This is a genomic window from Xanthobacter tagetidis (assembly GCF_003667445.1).
Classification (GTDB): Bacteria; Pseudomonadota; Alphaproteobacteria; order Rhizobiales; family Xanthobacteraceae; genus Xanthobacter; species Xanthobacter tagetidis.
The window spans coordinates 149,493-169,365 of the sequence record NZ_RCTF01000010.1 but is presented as its reverse complement, the minus strand read 5'-3'; the positions used below and the strand labels follow the sequence as shown (position 1 = coordinate 169,365).

Here is a 19,873-nt window from a genome sequence, read left to right as displayed (position 1 = left end):
CATTCAGACCAGGAGGCCGAGATGGCTGCCAAAGACGTGAAGTTTTCCTCCGACGCGCGCGAGAAGCTCCTGCGCGGCGTCGACATCCTCGCCAACGCGGTGAAGGTGACCCTCGGCCCCAAGGGCCGCAACGTGGTCATCGAGAAGAGCTTCGGCGCTCCCCGCATCACCAAGGACGGTGTGACGGTGGCGAAGGAGATCGAGCTTGAGGACAAGTTCGAGAACCTCGGCGCGCAGCTGGTGCGCGAAGTGGCCTCGAAGACCAATGACCTCGCCGGCGACGGCACCACCACCGCCACCGTGCTCGCCCAGGCGATCGTGAAGGAAGGCGCCAAGGCGGTGGCCGCCGGCATGAACCCGATGGACCTGAAGCGCGGCATCGACCTCGCCGTCACCGCGGCGCTCAAGGACATCCAGGACCGCGCCAAGAAGGTCTCCTCCTCCGCCGAAGTCGCGCAGGTGGGCACCATCTCCGCCAACGGCGACAAGTCCATCGGCGACATGATCGCCGGCGCCATGCAGCGCGTGGGCAATGAGGGCGTCATCACCGTCGAGGAAGCCAAGACCGCCGAGACCGAGCTCGAAGTGGTCGAGGGCATGCAGTTCGACCGCGGCTATCTCTCGCCCTATTTCGTCACCAACGCCGAGAAGATGATCGCCGACCTGGAAGATCCCTACATCCTGATCCACGAGAAGAAGCTCGGCGGCCTGCAGCCGATCCTTCCCGTGCTTGAGGCGGTGGTGCAGTCGGGCCGTCCCCTGGTCATCATCGCCGAGGACGTGGAGGGCGAGGCGCTTGCCACGCTCGTCGTCAACAAGCTGCGCGGCGGCCTGAAGGTCGCGGCCGTGAAGGCGCCGGGCTTCGGCGACCGCCGCAAGGCCATGCTGGAGGACATCGCGATCCTCACCGGCGGCCAGGTGATCTCCGAGGACCTCGGCATCAAGCTCGAGAACGTGACGCTGGCCCAGCTCGGCCGCGCCAAGAAGGTGATCCTCGAGAAGGAGAAGACCACCATCGTCGACGGCATCGGCGAGAAGGCCGACATCGAGGCGCGCGTGGGCCAGATCAAGGCGCAGATCGAGGAGACCACCTCGGACTACGACCGCGAGAAGCTCCAGGAGCGCCTGGCCAAGCTCGCGGGCGGCGTCGCGGTGATCCGCGTCGGCGGCTCGACCGAGGTCGAGGTGAAGGAGAAGAAGGACCGCGTTGACGACGCGCTCAACGCCACCCGCGCGGCGGTGGAAGAGGGCATCGTGCCCGGCGGCGGCGTGGCCCTGCTGCGCGCCAAGAAGGCGGTCGAGGCGGTGAACTCCGAGAACGCCGACATCGCCGCCGGCATCAAGATCGTGCTCAAGGCGCTGGAAGCGCCGCTGCGCCAGATCGCCGAGAACTCGGGCGTGGAAGGCTCCATCGTCGTCGGCAAGCTGCTGGAGGCGAAGGACCCGAACCAGGGCTTCAACGCCCAGACCGAGGAATATGTGGACATGATCTCGGCCGGCATCGTCGACCCGGCCAAGGTGGTGCGCACCGCCCTCCAGGACGCGGCCTCCGTGGCCGGCCTCCTCGTCACCACCGAGGCCCTCATCGCCGAGCTGCCCAAGAAGGACTCGGGCATGCCCTCGATGCCGGGCGGCGGCATGGGCGGCATGGGCGGAATGGACTTCTGAGGAAGGCCATTCCAACCGGGATGTTGAGTCCCCAGGCCGGCGGCGCCGGCTTGGGTGGCGGAATGGACTTCTGAGGAAGGCCATTCCAACCGGGATGTTGAGTACCCAAGCCGGCGGCGCCGGCTTGGGTGGCGGAATGGACTTCTGAGGAAGGCCATTCCAACCGGAATGTTGAGTACCCAAGCCGGCGGCGCCGGCTTGGGTGGCGGAATGGACTTCTGAGGAAGGCCATTCCAACCGGGATGTGGATTACCCAGGCCGGCGGTGCCGGCTTGGGGGAGACGACAGAAGGCGCGGCCGCAAGGCTGCGCCTTTTTGTTGGCAGGAGCAGCCGGCGTTTCCCGGTGCGGAGCCGGACGTCGTAACGTAAGCTGTCTCCGCTGGAGGCATGGGCAGGACGGATGGCGACGGAGAGCGGGACGGAGGGCGCGGCCGGAAGCGGCGAAAACGCGGAGCACGCCCGGCTGCCGTTCGACGCCGCCCTCGCCGCCTTCGCCCGCCTCGCATCGGCCGCCTTTCCCGGCCGCACGGTCGAGGTGTGGCTCACCGATGCGGCGCGCGCACGCATCGGCCGCGCCGGTCCCTCCGATCCGAGGGCTGAGGCGCTGCTGGGCCGGATCGGGGCGTTTTCCGGCGTGTTCGAGATGGCCGATGCGGCGCGTGATCCCGTCATCGCCGCGGCCGGGCCGCCGCCGCCGGGCGTCATCGCGGTGGCGCCGCTCAAGGCGGGGGCGGGCGTGGTGGTCATGTGGGGCGGGGCGCAGGCCGCGCTCACGCCGGCCGAGCGGGCGCGCGCGCTGGACGTGGCGCACATCGTCTCGGCGCATCTGGCGGCGCTGGCCGAGGAGCGCGAGGCGAGCGAGCAGCGCGATCTGTTCGGCCTGATCGCCGAGCACAACTCCGACACGCTGGTGCGCGGCAATCTGGAGGGCGTGCGGCTCTACGTTTCCTCCTCGGTGCGCGATCTTTTGGGCTATGCGCCCGAGGAGATGGTGGGCCGCCGCGCGGCCGAGCTGGTGCATCCCGACGACCTGCCCGAATTCCGCGGGCTGATGGAGGGGGTGCGGACCGGACGGGTCGAGCTGCTGCGCACCGAGCATCGCCAGCGGCGCAAGGACGGCACCTATGTGTGGCTGGAGGCCTATCTCAAGCTGACGCGCGACAAGGAGACCGGCGCGCCGGACGGCTACGTGGTCTCGGTGCGCGACATCTCGCAGCGCAGGGCGGCAGAGGACGAACTGGCCTTCGCCGCCTCGCACGATCCGCTCACCGGCCTGGCGAACCGGGTGATGGCCGAGGCGCAGCTGAAGGCGGCCGTGGAGCGCTGGGCGCGCGGGGGCGCCGGCCTTGCCGTGCTGCTGCTGGACCTCGACCGCTTCAAGACGGTGAACGACACGCTGGGCCACGCCGCCGGCGACCAGGTGCTGCGCGCGGCGGCGGACCGCTTCCGCGCCGAGCTGCGCACGGGCGACCTGGTGGCGCGCATGGGGGGCGACGAGTTCCTGATAGTGCTGGAGCACCCCGCGGGCGCTGCGCCGGAGGCCCCGCCGGCCGGGACGTCCGGCGCGGGGCAAGGCGAGACGGCGGGCGATGGCGCCGGGCTGGGCGGGGGCGAGCGGGCGGGGGCCGCCATCGGAGCGGACGCCGCCGCGCCCGCCATGGAGGCCGCCGCCTGCGCCCTGTCCGAGCGCCTCATCGCCGCCATGGCGAAGCCGGTGGAGACGGCGGCGTGGAGCGTGGGCGTCGGCCTCTCGGTCGGCATCGCCGTGCCGGGCGAAGGCCGCGACACCCCCGAAGCCCTGCTCCAGGCCGCCGACACGGCGCTCTATGCCGCGAAGGCGGGGGGGAGGAATGGGTGGCGGGTGGGGTGAGGGGGGAATTAACGATCAGGAAATTCTATTTTCTTTTATGAAATCTATTACAGGACTCCAAAAATGACTATTTTTTTCATTAAATATGTCGATCATTCCTGCGCGTATGTATACGGCAGATATAAAATCTAATTTTTCACTTAGTTCGGAAAAAATAATATGCGGATCACATTGTGAATTGCGTACAGTTTGTATTGATTCGAGTATTTTATCTTCTGTAAACTGAGACAAAAAACATCGTTGTCTAATTAATGAAACTAGTTCGCGTCTGTTACTAAAAATGTATTCAAATACAATAGATTCCGGAGTTCCTTCTCCGAGAAACATGGCATGTTCTGGAAGTGATTGACCTCTGGTTTGGTCATAAATATCTCCATCAACTAGGGCAACGGAGGGAATCTGTAAAAGGGGGTTCTCATTATGAAACTGACTAACCTTTACGACATTTGGATAACCTCCAGCAGAAAATACCTTTGTTGTTCCCGCGATGCCTTCTCCGAAACGCCCAATTGCATTTTCCGTCCATTCTTTCACAAATGCATCCTCAACATAAACAACGTGCGTGCTGGGGGCGTCCCCTGTGATGGCTCTCAAGCTTTCAATGCTTAATTTTCCGTTCCATGTTCTTTTATTAATGGAAGCCCACACCGCTTCTGCGGGTAATTCATTAACTGCATCCTGCGAATGTGTAGTAAAAATTATTTGTAACCTTTTTCTTCGGGCGGCATTTTGAAGGTATTGGACAAACATCCGCACGGCCACCGGATGCAGGCCATTTTCAACTTCTTCGATTAAAATCAACGCATTGTCATTCGATGATTCTATTCTATCTATCGTTTCAATCACGGAAGCCTCTCCGGCTCCAAAATGAAATTGCGAATATCCTATAGCGGATTCAGTAGATCCAACATACATTTTTATATTAGGATTTCTAATGTTCTGAACTACGCGATAATGTTCAATATTTTTATCTAGAACCGCAGTTGCATATTTAATAGTATTTTCATTTAATGATGAAACATTGTAATCATCTAAATTTCCGCTCAAAAACCGTCTAAATCTAGTCAGTTCGCCTGCCGGTACTGTTCTTTGAATTTCAATGTATTGAACAGGTCGCTCCGGAAAATCATCTCGTCTCCATTTGGATTTAGAAAAGCGAGCTGTCCTGGTGACTGTGCGATCTTGAGCTATTTGTTTGGCTATCAGTTCAAGCTCTATTGTCCAATCAGACATGCTTTCGTCCCCAAGAAATGCCTTGGGAAAAAATTGACCAGGCTTAATGTTTTTATATGCTATAGCAATCGCACCAAGAATAGTAGATTTACCACCGCCGTTTGTGCCCACGAGCGCTGTTACAGGATACTTTAATTCAATGGTTTCGTTTATGAAGCCGCGAACTTTTTGTAATCTGACTTTCTTTACAAACTGCCGGAAATTATTTTGGCGAACGCGTTCTATTTCGCTATGAATTTCTGTCGGCGAGAGTTTCATTGTTTGATCCTGCCGAAAGGTCGCCAGCGTGAGGTCGATGAAATGCTACAGTCTCGCACGGCATTCGGCAATCCTTGTGAAAATCCCCCTCACCACCCAATCGCCCCCGGCAGCCAGGTCGCTAGCGTCGGGAACAGGAACACCAGCACCGTCGCCGCCACCTGCAAGGCGATGAAGGGCACCACGCCCCGGTAGATGTCGCCCGTCTTCACCTCCGGCGGCGCCACGCCGCGCAGGAAGAACAGGGCCCAGCCGAAGGGCGGGGTGAGGAAGCTGGTCTGGAGCATCACGCACACCAGCATGCCGATCCACACCAGGTCCACGTTCTGCGCCTGGAAGATGGGCAAAAACAGCGGCACGGCGATGTAGCAGATCTCGATCCACTCGATGAAGAAGCCGAGCAGGAACACGATGGTCAGCATGAACCAGATCTCGGCCGCCTGACCGCCCGGCAGGAGGTCGAAGGCGTCATGCACCAATTGCTCGCCGCCGAGCCCGCGGAAGGCGATGGCGAACACCTGCGCGCAGATCAGGATGAACATCATCTGCGCCGTGATCTTCGCCGTGTCGGTCATGGTGGCCCACAGCGTCGCCCAGGAGAGCCGCCGCCCCAGCGCCGTCACCAGGATCGAGCCCAGCGCGCCCATCGAGGCGGCCTCGGTGGGCGCGGCGACGCCGGCGATGATGGAGCCGAGCACCGCCAGCACCAGGCCGAACGGCGGCAGCGCCACCCGCAGCATCTTGCCCATGAGTTCGGCGCGGCCCATGGCGGCGCGCTCGTCCACCGACACCGGCGGCACCATGTGGGGCCGGAAGACGCCGAGCGCGAGGATGTAGAGGCAGAACAGCGCCGCCAGCATCAGGCCCGGGATCACCGCCGCCGCGAACAGGGTGCCGACGCTCTCGTTCATGATGTCGGCGAGCAATATCAGCACCAGGGAAGGCGGGATGATCTGGCCGAGCGTGCCCGAGGCGCAGATGGCGCCGCAGGCGAGCCCCTTGTCGTAGCCGCGCTTCAGCAGCGCCGGCAAAGTGAGCAGGCCGAGCGTCACCACTGTGGCGCCGACGATGCCGGTGGTCGCGCCCATGATGACGCCCACCAGGATGATGCCCACCCCGATGCCGCCGCGCACCGAGCCGGCGAGATGGCTCACCACCTCCATCAAATCCTCGGCGAGGCGGGATTTCTCCAGCATCACCCCCATGAACACGAACAGCGGGATGGCGAGCAAAGTGTAGTTGGTGACCACGCCGTAGATGCGCGCCGGCACCAGGTTGAACAAAAGCGGCCCGAAGCCGAACCAGCCGGCGACGAAGCCCGACACCGCGAGCGTCAGGGCCACCGGCAGGCCGGCCATCAAGAGGCCGAAGAAGCCGACCAGCATGCCGATCGCCAGCCACTCGTTCACGCTCATGATGTCACCGGGGAAAGAGGCGCTGCCAGGCGCGGATGGCGTCGGCCAGCGATTGCAGGAAGAACAGCGCGAAGCCGAGCGGGATGAAGGCCTTCAGCAGGTAGCGCATGTCGATGCCGCCCGGGTTCGCCGAGCCCTCGCCCATGGCCGCCGACTGCATCACGTAGGGGATCGAGAGGCGGAAGATGATCGCCGCCACCACCATGGAGACGAGGGCGGTGAGCACGTCCGTGACCGCCTTGGCGCGGGGGGAATAGCGCGAATAGAGCACGTCCACCCGCACATGCTCGCCGTGGCGCAGCGCATAGGCCGCGCCCAGCATGCAGATGGGCACCAGAAGGTGCCATTCCAGCTCCTGCGCCCAGATGGAGCCGGTGGAGAAGAGGTAGCGCAGCAGAACGTTGGTGGCCATGACCAGGACCAGCGCCAGGCAGGTCCAGGCCGAGAGCGCGCCCACGCGGTCCACCAGCGTCTCGATGGCGCCCGCGACGCGCCCCCCGAAGGAGGGCGCGCCGGCCAGATCGGCAGGTGCGGTCACGGGCGTCAGCCGAGGATCTTGTTGTAGTAGACGCCTTCGGACAATTCGGCCCAGCTCTTGTAGGTGCCGAGGAAGGCGAAGTAGCTGTCCGAGACCTTCTTGGCGATCGGGTCGGCCGCCACCGCCGCGTCCAGCACCTTGGCGGTGCCGATGCGCAGGTCCTTCACCACGTCGTCGGGCAGCGGCTGGGCGATCACGCCCTGGTTCTTCACGAGGTCCTGCATGGCCTCGCCGTTGGCCTTCTGGCACCAGGCTTCCGAGATCACGTTGCAGGCGGCGCAGGCATTCTCGACGATCGCCTTCAGGTCGTCCGGCAGCTTGGCCCAGGCGGCCTTGTTGACGATCACCTCGGAGACGGTGGCGGGCTCGTGCCAGCCGGTGGTGTAATAGTATTTCGCCACCTTCTGCAGGCCGAGCTGGCGGTCGAGATAGGGGCCGACGAACTCGGCCGCGTCGATCACGCCGCGCTCCAGCGCCGGGAAGATCTCGCCGCCCGGCAGTAGGCGCACGTCGACGCCGAACTCCTTGTAGACGCGCCCGGCAAGGCCGGGGATGCGCATCTTCAGGCCGTTGAGGTCGGCGGTCTTCTCGATCGGCTTCTTGAACCAGCCGGTCATCTGCACGCCGGTATTGCCGGCCACCAGCGGCACCAGGTTGAACTTGTCGTAGACCTCCTTGTAGAGCGGCATGCCGCCGCCCTCATAGAGCCAGCCATTGACGCCCTGGAAGTTGAGGCCGAACGGCACCGCGGTGAAGAACTGCGCGGCGAAGCTCTTGCCGGTCCAGAAATAGGCGTTGGCGTAGTTCATCTCCACCGTGCCGGCGGAGACCGCGTCGAAGCCCTCCAGCGCCGGGATCAGCTCGCCCGCGCCGAAGAACTGGATCTTGAGGCGCCCGCCGGACATGGCCTCGATGCGCTTGCACAGGTCCGTGGCGCTGCCCGGCCCCACGGAATAGAAGGCGGCCTTCGGGCCGTAGGCCGAGGTCATCTTCCAGGTGAAGGTGGTCTGGGCGCGCAGCACCGCCGGGGCGGCGACGGTTCCGGCGGCGGCGGTCAGGGCAAGCTTCGTGAAGTCGCGGCGGCGCATGGGAGGCCTCGTGCGTCGGGGAAGGTGCGGGCTGACCGTTCGCAACGTCCGTGCCAATTGCATGCACTTTGTGGATGCAGCACGGAAACCGCGCTTTCCCGTCGCCGGGTAGGGGCGCTCTGCCTTCCGAAGCGGCAATTGGCGCGCCACAGGGCAGAGTTCGCCGGTATCACGCGGTCGTGAGTCGGTGCCCCCTGGTTGGCGCGGCCGACGGCGCCGCCGGAAGGCTCAGTCGCGCACCAGCGTCATTTCCGCCAGCGGGATCACGGTGGGTGCCGGTGCCGCGGCCAGGCGGGCGGCGGCATCCTGCTCCAGCGCGTCCATGAAGCGCGCGGCGCGGTCGGCGTCGGCGCCCAGCTCCGCGGCGAGCGTCGGGAACACCGAGGCGCGTGAGAAGCCGGCCCATTTGGCGCCGAACGCGCGGGCGTCGCCGTCGGCGGAGAAATCGGCGAACACGTGGTCGAAGCCGTGGAACACGTCGAGCCCCTCCAGGCGCAGCCCGGCGAAGCGCCCGCCCGCGAACGGCGCCGAAAACTCTGCGCGGGTCCGCCCATAGGTCGGGATGGCCATGCGCCCGAGCTCGGCGGCGGTGATCGCGCCGCGCGCCGCCATGTCCTCCAGCGCGGCGTAGAGCGTCGCCACCTGCGCCCCATAGCCGAAGTCGCTGGCATCGTCGGTGGCCATGGCCAGCACCACGAGGCGCCCGCCGGGAGCAAGCTCGGCGCCGCGCGCCTGAAGGAAGGCGCGCCAGTCGGCGGCGGCCTGGGCGGCGAAGGCGGCGCGGGCGGCGGCATCCCGGCTGAAGGCCACCTGCACCTGGTCCGGGATCGGCGCCGGCACCCGGCTCAGCCACTGCACCGCCCACGAGCTCCAGCCGAGATGGACGCTTGATCCGGGCAGGATCTGGCCGAAGAAGGAGCGTCCCACCGCCGAGGGAAAGACCGCGCCGTCGCCCTTGAGGTAGCTTGCGGGATCGCTCTCCAGCGTCTCGAACAGCGCCGAGAAGTCGTTGCCCGGCAGGTCGGTGTGGACGACGCTCACGGCGCGGTCCGGCCCGGCGCGCCGGCGCAGCTCCGCGAGCGCCGAGCCGATCGGGGCGAGCGAGTTGCGGCCCTGGGATGCGCCGTAGTCGGCGATCACGAGCGGCGCCGGCGGATCGGGCAGGGGCGCCGCCTGCGCCGCCGCTTCAAGCAGCCCCAGTGCCGGCGCCGAGGAGGCGCCCTGCACCCGCGAGCCGCGATTGTAGGCGCCGTGGCCCTCCATGGCCGCGGGCATGTCCGCGCCGCCGGTCTGCGCCAAACGCTCTCCCCCGATCTGCATCGCGATCCTTTCTTCCCGTCGCGGCCTCAGTGCGGCACCGGCCGGAAGCCGATCAGCCCGGCATCGGCATCGAAGAGATAGTCGTAGGCATTGAGCAGCCGCACGGTGGTGTTCACGAAAGGCGGCCTGCGGCCATTGCCCACGAGCACCACGCGCTCGGGCGTCACGGGTGCCGCGAGATCGCCGACAAGAAAGCGGTAGGACGGCGCGCTCGCCCCCGATGGGGGCAGGATCGACACCTCGACGCCGTCGGCGAGGATCGGCTCGCCGCGCGCGCTCAGGAACTCCAGCTCCGCGGCCTGCCCGTCGGGGACCGACAGATACATGGTGGCGACGCCGGTATCCACCAGCAGCGTTCCGCATGCGGGCGGCTTGCGCTGCGCCAGCGAGATGCAAGCCTGCGGCGGCGCCCAGTCGCCCCGCGTCGGATCGCGTTCGAGCGCGGTGGTGACGAACCGGTCCGCCGCGTCGCGGGGGCCGAGACCCACCTGCACGCCCCGGCGCTCGATGATGTAGCCGCGCCCGAGCGGTCCGGGCGCGTCGGGGCCGCCCATGTCGGGCAGGTTGAGGAACGGGTTCTTCTCAGGGGTCGCGGCCCGCTGGCGGTCCGCTTCGCGCGCGAAGCCGACGCCCAGCATGGCGATGCCGCGCGGCCGGTCCTGCGGCTCGCAATTGCGCGCCGAGGCGAGGCAGTCGACGCTCTCCACCGCCAGCACGGGGATCGGCCGGGTGGTGATCGCCGCGCCGTTCTTGCCGATCACGGTGACCGGCGAAAGCACGTAGCGCCCCTGCATGATGCGCCCGGAACTCGTATAGGTGAGCTGGCCGGGGCCGATCACCGGCAGGTCGTCGATGTCGAGGATCGAGGAGGCCGAGACCACGACGCCGGTCGAGCCCGTGTCGAGCACCGCCCGGTGGATCTCGCCGCTGCCCACCGCCAGACCCAGGGTGGGGGGGCGCAGCAGAGGCCCGCCCTCGGGCGGCGCGTTGAAGAAGGTGAGGGTGACGCTGCGCCGGTTCTCGCCCTCCCCGGCGACGGCCGGCCGTGGGCAGGCCAGCGCCGCGAGTGCGGCGAGCGCCAAGCACAGGAGGCGGATGCCGAGGGCGGCATCCCGGGCGCCTTCGTTGGACATCATGGAACGCACCTTGGAAGGCAGGTTTTGCGCCGTGGGCCACCGGCCGACATCATCATTCCGCGTCGAAAACCGCAAGCCGTTCAGGCATTGAACGGCGGTGCGGCGGGGGAAATCCGGTGGCGGAGGTTGCCGCGTGCCGCCGGGCCGCGTGCCCCGAAAAGCCCGCCCGGCCTTGGTGCGTCGGCTGCCGAAAAAACTTAGCCGATCTGCGAAGTGTTGGTTGCGCGGCGGGTGCGCCGGTGATAGTTAGCATCATGGCTAAGCATTATCCGGATCTCTCGCTCATCTTCCACGCTTTGGCCGATCCGACCCGGCGGTCGATCCTGACCCGGCTCGCCACGGGGCCGGCGCGGGTCACGGAGCTGTCGGGACCGACGGGCCTGCGCCTGCCGACCGTGATGCGGCACCTCGGCGTGCTGGAGGAGGCGGGACTGATCGCCTCCACCAAGGACGGGCGGGTGCGCACCTGCGCCATCGTGCCGGAGGCGTTCGCGCCCGCGCGGACCTGGCTCGATGCGCAGCGGGACATCTGGGAAGGCCGGCTCGACCGGCTGGATGCGTTCGTGATGGCCACCATGAAGGAGCCCAAGGAATGACCGCCAAGCCGAACCCCGCGCCCACGCCTGCGATGCCTGAGCCTGCGGCCGGCCGCTTCGCCACGCTGACCTTCGCGCGGGACGTGGCCGCGCCCCTCCCGGTGCTCTGGCAGGCCTGGACGGCCCCCGCAGCGCGCGCGGTCTGGGCGGCGCCGACGCCCGCGGTGGTCGTCGAGTTCATCGAGGCGGACACCCGCGTCGGCGGGCGCGAGGTCTCGCTCTGCAAGGTCGATGGCGCGCCGGACATCCGCTGCGAGTGCGGCTGGCTGGAGCTGGAGCCTGCGGTGCGCGCCGTGAATTACGAGGTGGTCTCCATCGCCGGCGCGGCGCAGTCGGCGGCGCTGGTCACGGCGGATTTCTCCGGCTCGGACGCCCGCAGCCGGCTGGTGGTGACGGTGCAGCTCTCCGCTCTGGCAAAGGAGCCCGTACGGGACATGGCGGCCGGCTATCGGCAGGGCTTCGAGGCGGGGCTCGGCAATCTCGCTGGCGTCGCCGCGCGCACCATGCTGCTGGAGCGCGTCATCCGCGCGCCGCGTGCCGCCGTCTGGAATGCCTGGATGAACCCGCTGACTCTGCCGCAATGGTGGGGCCCGGACGGCTTCTCCTGCCGCACGCAGCGCATCGACCTTCGCGCCGGCGGCGAATGGGTGTTCGACATGATCGCGCCCGACGGCACGGTCTTCCCCAACCATCACCGCTATGGCGAAGTCCGCCCGCAGGAGCGGATCGCCTACGCGCTGTTGTGGGGCGAGAACGGGCCGAAGCACGCGGACGCCTGGGCCAGCTTCGAGGACGAGGACGGCGCGACCAGGGTGAGGCTCGGCATGGTGTTCAGCACCGAGGCGGAATTCCAGACCGCGAAGGGCTTCGGCGCCATCGAGCTGGGGCTGCAGACGCTCGGCAAGCTGGCCCGCTTCGTCGGCGCGCCCTAGGGGAGCGCCGCGGCCGGCGCTTCCGGGCCGCCGCCCGACCGTGTTAGATTACCGTTGGCGCGACGTGAGCGCCGAACGGGAGATGCCCAGGCATGCGCAGCGAGATTTCCGGCACGACGCTCCCCGTCCTCACGGTCACGCTGGAGGCCGGCGAGACCATGCTCGCGGAGCCGGACCGGCTGTCCTGGATGACGTCCAACGTGGCCATGCGCACCACCGCGGCCACGGGCGGCGCCACGGGCTTCTTCGGCGCCATCGGCCGTGCGGTGTCCGGCGGCGGCCTGTTCATGACCGAGTTCACCGCCGAGGGCGGCGAGGCGCTGGTGGCGTTCGCCGCGACCCTGCCCGGCGCCATCATGGAGACGAAGGTGAGCGCGGGGCGGGGCCTGCTGATCCACCGCCACGGCTTCCTTGCCGGCGCGGCGGGGCTCAGCCTCGCCGTCGGCTTCCAGCAGTCGCTCGGCGCCGGCGTGTTCGGCGGCGAGGGCTTCGTGCTCCAGCACCTCACGGGGGAGGGGCCGGCCTTCGTGGAGCTGGGCGGCGAGATCGTCAGCTACACGCTCAAGCAGGGCCAGGACCTGCTAGTGCATCCCGGCCATGTGGGCATGTTCGAGGAGACCGTGGGCTTCGAGATCACCACCATACGCGGCGTCAAGAACGTCCTGTTCGGCGGCGACGGCCTGTTCCTCGCCCGGCTCTCCGGACCGGGGCAGGTGTGGCTCCAGTCGCTGACGCCGGCCAAGCTCGCCCACGCGCTGCGGCCCTATCTGCCGTCCGGCGAGCACCGCTGAGGGGGGGGGAGCCCGCCGGCGTCACCCCCGCATCAAGGCGGTGACGTGCGCGGCGGCGGAGGTGGCGAGGCCTTCGAGGTCGTAGCCGCCTTCCAGCACCGAGACCACGCGGCCCTGGCACTTCTTGTCGGCGATCTCCATCAGGCGCTTGCTGATCCAGCCGAAGTCCGTGTCCACGAGGCGCAGCGAGGCGAGCGGGTCGCGCACATGGGCGTCGAAGCCGGCGGAGATCAGGATCAGGTCCGGCGCGAAGCTCTCCACCCGCGGCAGGATGCGGCTCTCCATCGCCTCCTTGAACTTGGCGCCGTCGTCGCCGGAGGCGAGCGGGGCGTTGACGATGGTGCCGACCGCGCCGGTCTCGCTCACCTCGCCGGTGCCGGGATAGAGCGGCATCTGGTGGGTCGAGCAATAGAGCACGCTGTCGTCGGCCCAGAAGATCTCCTGGGTGCCGTTGCCGTGGTGCACGTCGAAATCGATCACCGCCACGCGGTCGAGGCCGTATTTGGCCTGGGCGTGGCGCGCGGCGATGGCCACCTGGTTGAGCAGGCAGAAGCCCATGGGCCGGCGCGTCTCGCAATGGTGGCCCGGCGGGCGCATGGCGACGAAGGCGTTGGAAACCTTGCCGTCCATCACCTCGTCCACGGCGAAGCAGGCGCCGCCCACCGCGCGCAGCACCGCCTCCCAGCTGCCGGGCGAGAGCAGCGTGTCGGAATCGATGCGCACCAGCCCTTCCTTCGGGCTCGCCTCGGCCATGGCGTCGACGAAGTCCTCCGGATGCACGCGGATGATGTCCTCGCGCGCGCCGCGCGGGGCGAGGTCACGCACCAGGTTCGCGAACTTCTCCTGCTCGAAGATGCGGTCGAGCACGCGCAGCCGGTCGGCCCGCTCCGGATGGCCGGGCGGGGTGGCGTGGGCGAGGCCGGACGGATGGGTGACGAGCAGCGTGGACATGGGGGCGGCGTTTCCTCGGGCTGTCTTCTGGAGCGCGATCCGATCAAATCGACTCAATTTGGTCGGCGCGTGCTCTTGGGCGCGCAGAGCTTCGCCCTGCATACCATATTCCAACCGGCCCGGTAGCGCTTTGAGCCGGCTCAATCGCCGGCAGGCCCTGCGCCCGCTCAGTTCCCGTCGAGCCGGCGGGAGAAGACGATGCGCTCCTCCTCCTGGTAGCCGAGCGCCGCGTAGAAGGCGCGCACCTGGGCATTGTCCGGCCGCACCATGAGCATCAATTTGGGCACCGCGCGGCCCTTCAGCCAGTCCTCGGCCGCCAGCGCCAGAGCGCGGCCGATGCCCTTGCCCTGGAGCGCCGGCTCCACGGCGAGGTAATAGAGCCAGCCGCGGTGGCCGTCATGGCCCACCATCACCGAGCCGGCGATGGCGTCGGCCTGGCGCGCCACCAGGATGGTGGAGTGCGGCCCGCGCCGGGCGAGGGCGATGTCGGCGAGCGGATCGTTCCAGGGCCGGGTGAGGCCGGCGCGCGCCCACAAGGCGGCGAGGGCGGCCGCATCTCCGTCGCCCGCATGGTCGATGGCGAGGGTGCCGGCGTCGGTGGAGACGGCGATGGGGTGGGCGGTCATTGCGGCGTCTCCTCGGGAGCGGATCGGGGGGCGGCGGCCCGTGCGAGGCGGTCGGCGATGGCCTCGCCGAGGCCGTGGCGCGGCAGGGGAACGACGGCGATGGCCGGTGCGCCGCAAGCGTCAAGCGCCCGCAGCGCGCCATAGAGGCGGGCGGCGGCTTCCGCCAGATCGCCGGTGGGACTGAGGTCGATGGTCATCGCCGCCGCCGCAGCGCCCGGTGGGCGCGCCCCGGCGAAGGTGAGCAGCGCCTCGCCCGGCGCCAGCGCCTCGGCCTCAAGCCGCACCGCGGCGCGCGGCGCATAATGGGAGGCGAGGCGCCCGGGGGAGGCGGGGCGCGCCGCGTCGCCCGTCCCGGCATCCGCCAGCGCGTGGCCGAGCACCTGTTCGAGCGCCGCACGCGGTACGCCGCCGGGCCGCAGCAGGCGCGACACTGCGCCGGTGGCGTCGACGATGGTGGATTCGACCCCCACCTGCGTTGGCCCGCCGTCGAGGATGGCGTCGATCCGCCCGTCGAGGTCGGCCGCGACGTGCGCGGCCTGGGTGGGCGAGACCCGGCCGGAGCGGTTGGCGCTCGGCGCCACCACCGCGCCGCCGAACGCCGCGAGCAGCGCCTGCGCCACCGGATGGGAGGGCACCCGAAGGGCGACGGTGGCGAGCCCCGCGCGCGCCAGCTCGCACACCGCGTCGCCGCCGGCGAACGGCACCACGAGCGTCAGCGGGCCGGGCCAGAAGGCCGCGGCGAGCCGCCGCGCCTCGGCGGAGAAGGCGCCGATGGCGAACGCCTGCGCCGCCGTGGCGGTGTGGGCGATCAGCGGGTTGAAGGCCGGCCGGCCCTTGGCGGCATAGAGGTCCGCCACCGCCCGCGGGTTCGCCGCGTCCGCCCCGAGGCCATAGACCGTCTCGGTGGGAAAGGCGACCAGCCGGCCCGCGCCGAGCAGCGCCGCGCCTTGCGCCAGCGCGTGCGGGTCGGCGGCCGGGAGGCTCAGGGTATGGCGCTGCGGGGGGCTTGCGGAAGGGTCCATGGGTGCCGGCACATCATACGAAGTGGCCAAAGCCAGGCCCTTGACGAAAGGGGGGCAACGCCCCGAATTGGTGCGCCGGTTCCGGCTCTAGTGAGCGGGCCGTGCCGGGTCAAGCCGCATCGCGCCGGGCGCGGGCGTCACATATGCACACGTGGAGAGATCGATGGCCTATCGCGCCCCCGTCGAGGATGTGTCCTTCCTGCTGAAGAGCTGCACCTCCCTGCCGCGGCTTATGGAAGAGGGCATCGTCGATCTCTCGTTCGACCTCGTGGACAGCGTGCTGGAGGAGGCCGGCAAGTTCGCCGCCTCCGAGGTCGCCCCGCTCGACCCGGTGTCGGACAAGGAGGGCTGCACGCTGAAGGACGGGGCGGTTGCGACCCCTACGGGCGTGCGCGCCGCCTATGCGGCGTGGGCGGCGGCAGGCTGGCCCTCGGTCGCCGCCGAGGAACGCTTCGGCGGCCAGCATCTGCCGGTGGCGCTCACCTCCGCGCTCACCGAGTTCTGGAATTCCGCCTGTCCTTCCTTCGGCATCTGCGGCGTGCTCACCATGGGCGCGGTGGAGGCGCTCACCGCCCACGGCGCGAAGGCGCTCCAGGACACCTATCTGCCGAACCTCGTGGCCGGCACCTGGACCGGCACCATGAACCTCACCGAGCCGCAGGCGGGCTCCGACCTCTCCGCCTTGCGCGCCCGTGCCGAGCCCAAGGGCGACGGCACCTACCGCATCTTCGGCACCAAGATCTTCATCACCTATGGCGAGCACGACGTGGCCGAGAACATCGTCCACCTGGTGCTCGCGCGCCTGCCCGGCGCACCCGCCGGCACGCGCGGCATCTCGCTGTTCCTGGTGCCGAAGTTCCTGGTCAATGCGGACGGCAGCCTCGGCGCGCGCAACGACGCGGTATGCACCGGCATCGAGCACAAGCTCGGCCTGCACGGCTCGCCCACCTGCACCATGACCTTCGGCGACAAAGGCGAGGGCGCGGTCGGCTGGCTGATCGGCGAGGAGAATCGCGGCCTCAATTGCATGTTCACCATGATGAACAACGCCCGCCTCGCGGTGGGCGTGCAGGGCGTCGCCATCGCCGAGCGCGCCACCCAGCGCGCCATCGCCTTTGCGAAGGAGCGCCGGCAGGGCAAGGCGGCGGGCTACCAGGGCGAGGGCATGGCGCCCATCGTCGCCCACCCGGACGTGCAGCGCACGCTGCTCACCATGCGCGCCGAGACGTTGGCGGCGCGCGCCATCTGCCTGATGACCGCGGACGCGCTCGACCGCTATCACCGCCTGCCCGACCCCGCCGCCCGCGCCGCCGCCCTCGCCGAGGCGAGCCTGCTCACGCCGGTGGCGAAGGCGTTCTCCACCGACATCGGCATCGAGGTCGCCTCCATGGGCGTCCAGGTGCATGGAGGAATGGGCTATATCGAGGAGACCGGCGCGGCGCAGCACCTGCGCGACGCGCGCATCTTCGCCATCTACGAGGGCACCAACGGCATCCAGGCCATCGACCTCGTCACCCGCAAGATTGGCCAGAACGGCGGCGACGTGGTGGAGGCCCTGATCGCCGACTGTCGCACCGTCGCGGCGGACGTGACGGCGGTGAACGCCGTGGAGTTCGGCCATATGGGCGTGCGGCTCGGCGAGGCGGTGGACGCGTTCGCCACCGCCACCCGAAAGATGCTCGACTGGCTGGGCGAGGATCAGGGCAAGGCGCTCGCCGGCGCGACGCCCTATCTGCGCCTGTTCGCCCGCGCGGCCGGCGGCGCCTATCTCGCCAAGGCGGCGCTCGCGGCGCACCGCGCCCGCACCGAGGGCGAGAGCGACCCGCGCCTTGCCGCCCGCATCGCGCTTGCCCGCTTCTTCGCCGAGAACCTCGCCACCGAGGCCCGGGGCCTGTGCGAGAGCGTCATCGGCGGCGCCGGCGCGGTGCTGGAGGCGGAAGCGGTGCTGGCGCTCGACTGACGCGGGCTCCCTATGGCGCCGCCGTCACCCTCCGGCTTGGCCGGAGGACCCACGGCCCGCGCCGTTTCCCTGCCCTGAGGCTGGATGCTCCGGTCAAGCCTGTCGCCGCCCTGGAACGGCATAACCGGTCGCGCCCCCTCTCCCAACGGAGGAGGGAGCCCGTCACCAATACTCCGCATGGTGAGACGCAAGGACGCCGGCCCTGGCGTTTGCGCCCCCTCTCCCCTCGTGGGAGAGGGCCGGGGTGAAGGGGCGGACGCCGGGGCTTCGATGCACCGCGGCCTGCGCTTCGCGCTCCCCCTCACCCCCGCCCCTCTCCCGCGGGGGGAGAGGGGAGTCCGGCCGGCGCTTCGACGCACCGCGGACTGCGCCCCCGGCCTATGGTCCCACGAAGCGGTCGAACACCATGTCGGGGGCGCTGGTGTTGTGGGCGGAGGGGGCGAGGCGGCCGGCCCACAAGGCGCGCACGTCGGACGCGCCGGGGAAGGTGGTTATGTGCGCCTCGCGCCAGCCGTGCGCCCCCGTCCGCCAGGCGAGGCGGGCGACGTCGGCGTTCGCTTCGGTGACATACATGGAGCGCAGCGCCGCGAAGGCGCCGGCGCGCGGGCGGTCGAACGCCGCCTCCAGCACCATGCGCGCCTCGGACAGCTCGGTCAGAGCGAGCCGCGCGGTGCCGCCCGCGGCGAAGGCGAGCGTGAAGGCCTTCGCCTGCGGGTCGAAGGCGATCTCCTTCAGGTCCACCACCGGCCGGCCCTTCTCCTCCACCGGGCCGAGCAGGAACGACGAGCCGTAGGCCACGGCGCGCAGGTGCGGCGGCGGCAGCGGGCGGGCGCGCCAGTAGCCGTCCGGCGGATAGACCACCAGCACCTCCTCGGCGCGCTCCTTGTGCCAGACCCAGAGCTGGACCAGGTGCAGCCCCTCGAAGGTGCGCCCGCCGACCCGCACCGGGGTCGCCGCCGCGCGCCAGAAGGAGGGGAAGGTGAAGCCCACCAGCCACAGGTCCGGCGTCTCAAAGAGCGTGGTGCGCTTCGGCCCGCTGAGCGGCGCGGCGGCCGGAACGGCCGGATCGTTCGTCATGTCGCAGGCGGTGAAGTCGGGCGCCGTGCTGTCGATGGCGAGGGTGCCCACATAGGCCGGGTGGCGCGCCTCGATCCTGAGGCCCGTGACCGCGGGGGCGGAAAAGGTGAGCGCGACGTTGTCGGTCTCGGCGCAGGCGGTGGGCGCGGTGCCGTTCGCCACAGCGACGCCGATCTCGCCCGCTTCGGCGCCGCCGAGCGCGGCACAGGCCATCAGCAGCGCCGCGCCGGCGATGATCTCACGTCGCAAAGGCATAGCCGGCGCCCCTCGGCTCGATCAGCCCGCGCACACCGAGGTGGGAGCCCATGACCGCGATCTTGTCGGCGCTCACCAGGTCGAGCAGCCGAAGGCGGGTCGCCCGCGCCTCCGCCATGTCCACGTCGAACAAGAGCGACCAGCCCGGATGAGGAAACTGGAGCGCGGCGGTGTGCAGCACGTCGGTCCACAGCAGGATGCGCTCGGGACCGTCCTCGATCAGCACACCCATATGTCCCGGCGTGTGGCCGGGGAAGGGCATGGCGAGCACGCCGGGCGCCAGCGCCGCGACGCCTTCCAGCGGCTCGATCCGGTTCCCGTAGGCGGCCAGCACGTCGCGGGCGATCTTGAAGAAGGGCTTCATGTCGTCCGGCGCGCGGGCGAGCATGGCGTCGTCGCTCCAGAAGGCGATCTCCTTGAGCTGGACCGTGACGCGCGCCTTCGGGAAGCGCGCCGTGCCGTCGGCGGCGAGGAGGCCGCCCGCATGGTCGCCGTGCAGATGGGTGAGGTGGATCGTCTCCACCTTCGCCGGGTCGATGCCGGCGCCGGCCATGGCGCCGAACGCCTTGCCGAAGTCGGCGCCGAACAGGGAGCCGCAGCCGCAGTCGATCAGCGCCAGCCGGCCGTTGCGCTCCAGCGCGAAGGCGTTCACCGGGATCGGCACCGGGCCCTTCGCCGGCAGGTCGGCGGCCCTCAGCAGCGCGGCGCCCGCGGGGCTCTGGGCGTCCGGGATGATCGGCAACGGCAGAGGGAAGGTGCCGTCGAACAGCGGCGTCACCTGGAACGCGCCCACCCGGAACCCGGCCGCCCCGAGCGGCGCCGACCGCGGGCGGGGATGCGATTCGGCCAAGGCGGCCGTGGGGCCGAGTGCGGCGGCGGCGCTCGCGGCAATGAAGGCGCGGCGGGAGAGGGCGGACATCATCTGCTCCTGGAGACGAGGCGCGCGAGGGGGGCGGACCATATCAGGCGCACCGATCACGGCCAATCTCGGGCGGCCGCGGGGGTATCGCCCGCTGCGCGGAAGCTTCCCCCGGACCCCGGCTCGGCGCTCCGGCTGCGCCGTCGCTGGGCCGGGGAACGGCGGATGCGACGCCGGACATCGCCGCCCGCGCGTCCCGGCCGACTGCAACGCAGCG

General features: G+C 69.0%; 17 protein-coding genes. 6 read left to right on the top strand and 11 right to left on the bottom strand.

Annotated features, from left to right (window positions below):
• The first annotated feature begins 21 nt into the window (after nt 1-21).
• On the top strand, nt 22-1,668 hold the full coding sequence (gene groL, locus D9R14_RS13775) for a chaperonin GroEL (RefSeq protein ID WP_121623899.1): 1,647 nt from the start codon (nt 22-24) through the stop codon (nt 1,666-1,668).
• 401 nt (nt 1,669-2,069) lie between these two features.
• On the top strand, nt 2,070-3,539 hold the full coding sequence (locus D9R14_RS13770; RefSeq protein ID WP_121623898.1) for a diguanylate cyclase domain-containing protein: 1,470 nt from the start codon (nt 2,070-2,072) through the stop codon (nt 3,537-3,539).
• Between the two features lie 15 nt (nt 3,540-3,554).
• Here the strand turns inward: D9R14_RS13770 and D9R14_RS13765 are convergent, their stop codons facing one another.
• The 6 genes from D9R14_RS13765 to D9R14_RS13740 form a co-directional block, all read right to left on the bottom strand.
• Nucleotides 3,555-5,030 carry an ATP-dependent nuclease gene (locus D9R14_RS13765; protein WP_121623931.1) on the bottom strand — a complete coding sequence of 492 codons (1,476 nt, stop codon included), beginning with the start codon at nt 5,028-5,030 and terminating at the stop codon, nt 3,555-3,557.
• An 89-nt stretch (nt 5,031-5,119) separates the two neighbouring features.
• Nucleotides 5,120-6,445 (bottom strand): TRAP transporter large permease, encoded by a 1,326-nt coding sequence (locus D9R14_RS13760; RefSeq protein ID WP_121623897.1) that lies wholly within the window; start codon nt 6,443-6,445, stop codon nt 5,120-5,122.
• A gap of 4 nt (nt 6,446-6,449) precedes the next feature.
• Nucleotides 6,450-6,983 carry a TRAP transporter small permease subunit gene (locus D9R14_RS13755; protein ID WP_245420801.1) on the bottom strand — a complete coding sequence of 178 codons (534 nt, stop codon included), beginning with the start codon at nt 6,981-6,983 and terminating at the stop codon, nt 6,450-6,452.
• A 5-nt stretch (nt 6,984-6,988) separates the two neighbouring features.
• The gene (locus tag D9R14_RS13750; RefSeq protein ID WP_121623896.1) at nt 6,989-8,071 is read right to left on the bottom strand and encodes a TRAP transporter substrate-binding protein; all 1,083 of its coding nucleotides are present in this window, start codon (nt 8,069-8,071) and stop codon (nt 6,989-6,991) included.
• 228 nt (nt 8,072-8,299) lie between these two features.
• On the bottom strand, nt 8,300-9,370 hold the full coding sequence (locus D9R14_RS13745) for a class I SAM-dependent methyltransferase (protein ID WP_210210851.1): 1,071 nt from the start codon (nt 9,368-9,370) through the stop codon (nt 8,300-8,302).
• Nucleotides 9,371-9,417: 47 nt separating this feature from the next.
• Nucleotides 9,418-10,527, bottom strand: a complete 1,110-nt coding sequence (locus D9R14_RS13740; RefSeq protein WP_121623895.1) for a hypothetical protein — start codon at nt 10,525-10,527, stop codon at nt 9,418-9,420.
• 254 nt (nt 10,528-10,781) lie between these two features.
• Here D9R14_RS13740 and D9R14_RS13735 point away from each other — a divergent pair, with 254 nt between their 5' ends.
• The 3 genes from D9R14_RS13735 to D9R14_RS13725 all read left to right on the top strand — a co-directional run bounded on the left by D9R14_RS13735 (nt 10,782) and on the right by D9R14_RS13725 (nt 12,846).
• Complete coding sequence (locus tag D9R14_RS13735; RefSeq protein ID WP_184759450.1) at nt 10,782-11,123, top strand: ArsR/SmtB family transcription factor; 342 nt, start codon at nt 10,782-10,784, stop codon at nt 11,121-11,123.
• Nucleotides 11,120-12,055, top strand: coding sequence for an SRPBCC family protein (locus tag D9R14_RS13730; protein ID WP_121623893.1), 936 nt, complete (start codon nt 11,120-11,122; stop codon nt 12,053-12,055). The genes D9R14_RS13735 and D9R14_RS13730 overlap by 4 nt, the downstream gene beginning before the upstream one ends.
• A 92-nt stretch (nt 12,056-12,147) precedes the next feature.
• Nucleotides 12,148-12,846: a TIGR00266 family protein gene (locus D9R14_RS13725; protein WP_121623892.1), complete on the top strand. Its 699-nt coding sequence runs from the start codon at nt 12,148-12,150 to the stop codon at nt 12,844-12,846.
• A 21-nt stretch (nt 12,847-12,867) separates the two neighbouring features.
• On the opposite strand, the gene D9R14_RS13720 is transcribed toward D9R14_RS13725, so the two are convergent.
• From D9R14_RS13720 to D9R14_RS13710, 3 genes are all read right to left on the bottom strand, one after another.
• A complete protein-coding gene (locus D9R14_RS13720; protein WP_121623891.1) occupies nt 12,868-13,797 on the bottom strand; it encodes a histone deacetylase family protein in 930 nt (309 codons plus the stop codon).
• Nucleotides 13,798-13,964: 167 nt separating this feature from the next.
• A complete protein-coding gene (locus D9R14_RS13715) occupies nt 13,965-14,423 on the bottom strand; it encodes a GNAT family acetyltransferase (protein WP_121623890.1) in 459 nt (152 codons plus the stop codon).
• On the bottom strand, nt 14,420-15,445 hold the full coding sequence (locus tag D9R14_RS13710; protein WP_121623889.1) for an L-threonylcarbamoyladenylate synthase: 1,026 nt from the start codon (nt 15,443-15,445) through the stop codon (nt 14,420-14,422). The genes D9R14_RS13715 and D9R14_RS13710 overlap by 4 nt, the downstream gene beginning before the upstream one ends.
• 163 nt (nt 15,446-15,608) lie before the next feature.
• Between D9R14_RS13710 and D9R14_RS13705 the strand changes: the two genes are divergently transcribed.
• A complete protein-coding gene (locus D9R14_RS13705; protein ID WP_121623888.1) occupies nt 15,609-17,405 on the top strand; it encodes an acyl-CoA dehydrogenase family protein in 1,797 nt (598 codons plus the stop codon).
• Nucleotides 17,406-17,783: 378 nt separating this feature from the next.
• Here the strand turns inward: D9R14_RS13705 and D9R14_RS13700 are convergent, their stop codons facing one another.
• Nucleotides 17,784-18,737: a hypothetical protein gene (locus tag D9R14_RS13700; RefSeq protein WP_121623887.1), complete on the bottom strand. Its 954-nt coding sequence runs from the start codon at nt 18,735-18,737 to the stop codon at nt 17,784-17,786.
• Entirely contained in the window at nt 18,721-19,656 is a 936-nt protein-coding gene (locus D9R14_RS13695; protein WP_342634786.1) for an MBL fold metallo-hydrolase, read from the bottom strand. The genes D9R14_RS13700 and D9R14_RS13695 overlap by 17 nt, the downstream gene beginning before the upstream one ends.
• Nucleotides 19,657-19,873 lie beyond the last annotated feature (217 nt).

What these genes read in the sequence shown, in the direction of transcription:
- D9R14_RS13740 (WP_121623895.1), bottom strand. Translation starts at nt 10,527, where the DNA reads ATGATGTCCAACGAAGGCGCCCGGGATGCCGCCCTCGGCATCCGCCTC.
- D9R14_RS13730 (WP_121623893.1), top strand. Translation starts at nt 11,120, where the DNA reads ATGACCGCCAAGCCGAACCCCGCGCCCACGCCTGCGATGCCTGAGCCT.
- D9R14_RS13750 (WP_121623896.1), bottom strand. Translation starts at nt 8,071, where the DNA reads ATGCGCCGCCGCGACTTCACGAAGCTTGCCCTGACCGCCGCCGCCGGA.
- D9R14_RS13735 (WP_184759450.1), top strand. Translation starts at nt 10,782, where the DNA reads ATGGCTAAGCATTATCCGGATCTCTCGCTCATCTTCCACGCTTTGGCC.
- groL (WP_121623899.1), top strand. Translation starts at nt 22, where the DNA reads ATGGCTGCCAAAGACGTGAAGTTTTCCTCCGACGCGCGCGAGAAGCTC.
- D9R14_RS13760 (WP_121623897.1), bottom strand. Translation starts at nt 6,445, where the DNA reads ATGAGCGTGAACGAGTGGCTGGCGATCGGCATGCTGGTCGGCTTCTTC.
- D9R14_RS13720 (WP_121623891.1), bottom strand. Translation starts at nt 13,797, where the DNA reads ATGTCCACGCTGCTCGTCACCCATCCGTCCGGCCTCGCCCACGCCACC.
- D9R14_RS13725 (WP_121623892.1), top strand. Translation starts at nt 12,148, where the DNA reads ATGCGCAGCGAGATTTCCGGCACGACGCTCCCCGTCCTCACGGTCACG.
- D9R14_RS13705 (WP_121623888.1), top strand. Translation starts at nt 15,609, where the DNA reads ATGGCCTATCGCGCCCCCGTCGAGGATGTGTCCTTCCTGCTGAAGAGC.
- D9R14_RS13770 (WP_121623898.1), top strand. Translation starts at nt 2,070, where the DNA reads ATGGCGACGGAGAGCGGGACGGAGGGCGCGGCCGGAAGCGGCGAAAAC.
- D9R14_RS13715 (WP_121623890.1), bottom strand. Translation starts at nt 14,423, where the DNA reads ATGACCGCCCACCCCATCGCCGTCTCCACCGACGCCGGCACCCTCGCC.
- D9R14_RS13710 (WP_121623889.1), bottom strand. Translation starts at nt 15,445, where the DNA reads ATGGACCCTTCCGCAAGCCCCCCGCAGCGCCATACCCTGAGCCTCCCG.
- D9R14_RS13700 (WP_121623887.1), bottom strand. Translation starts at nt 18,737, where the DNA reads ATGCCTTTGCGACGTGAGATCATCGCCGGCGCGGCGCTGCTGATGGCC.
- D9R14_RS13765 (WP_121623931.1), bottom strand. Translation starts at nt 5,030, where the DNA reads ATGAAACTCTCGCCGACAGAAATTCATAGCGAAATAGAACGCGTTCGC.
- D9R14_RS13695 (WP_342634786.1), bottom strand. Translation starts at nt 19,656, where the DNA reads ATGTCCGCCCTCTCCCGCCGCGCCTTCATTGCCGCGAGCGCCGCCGCC.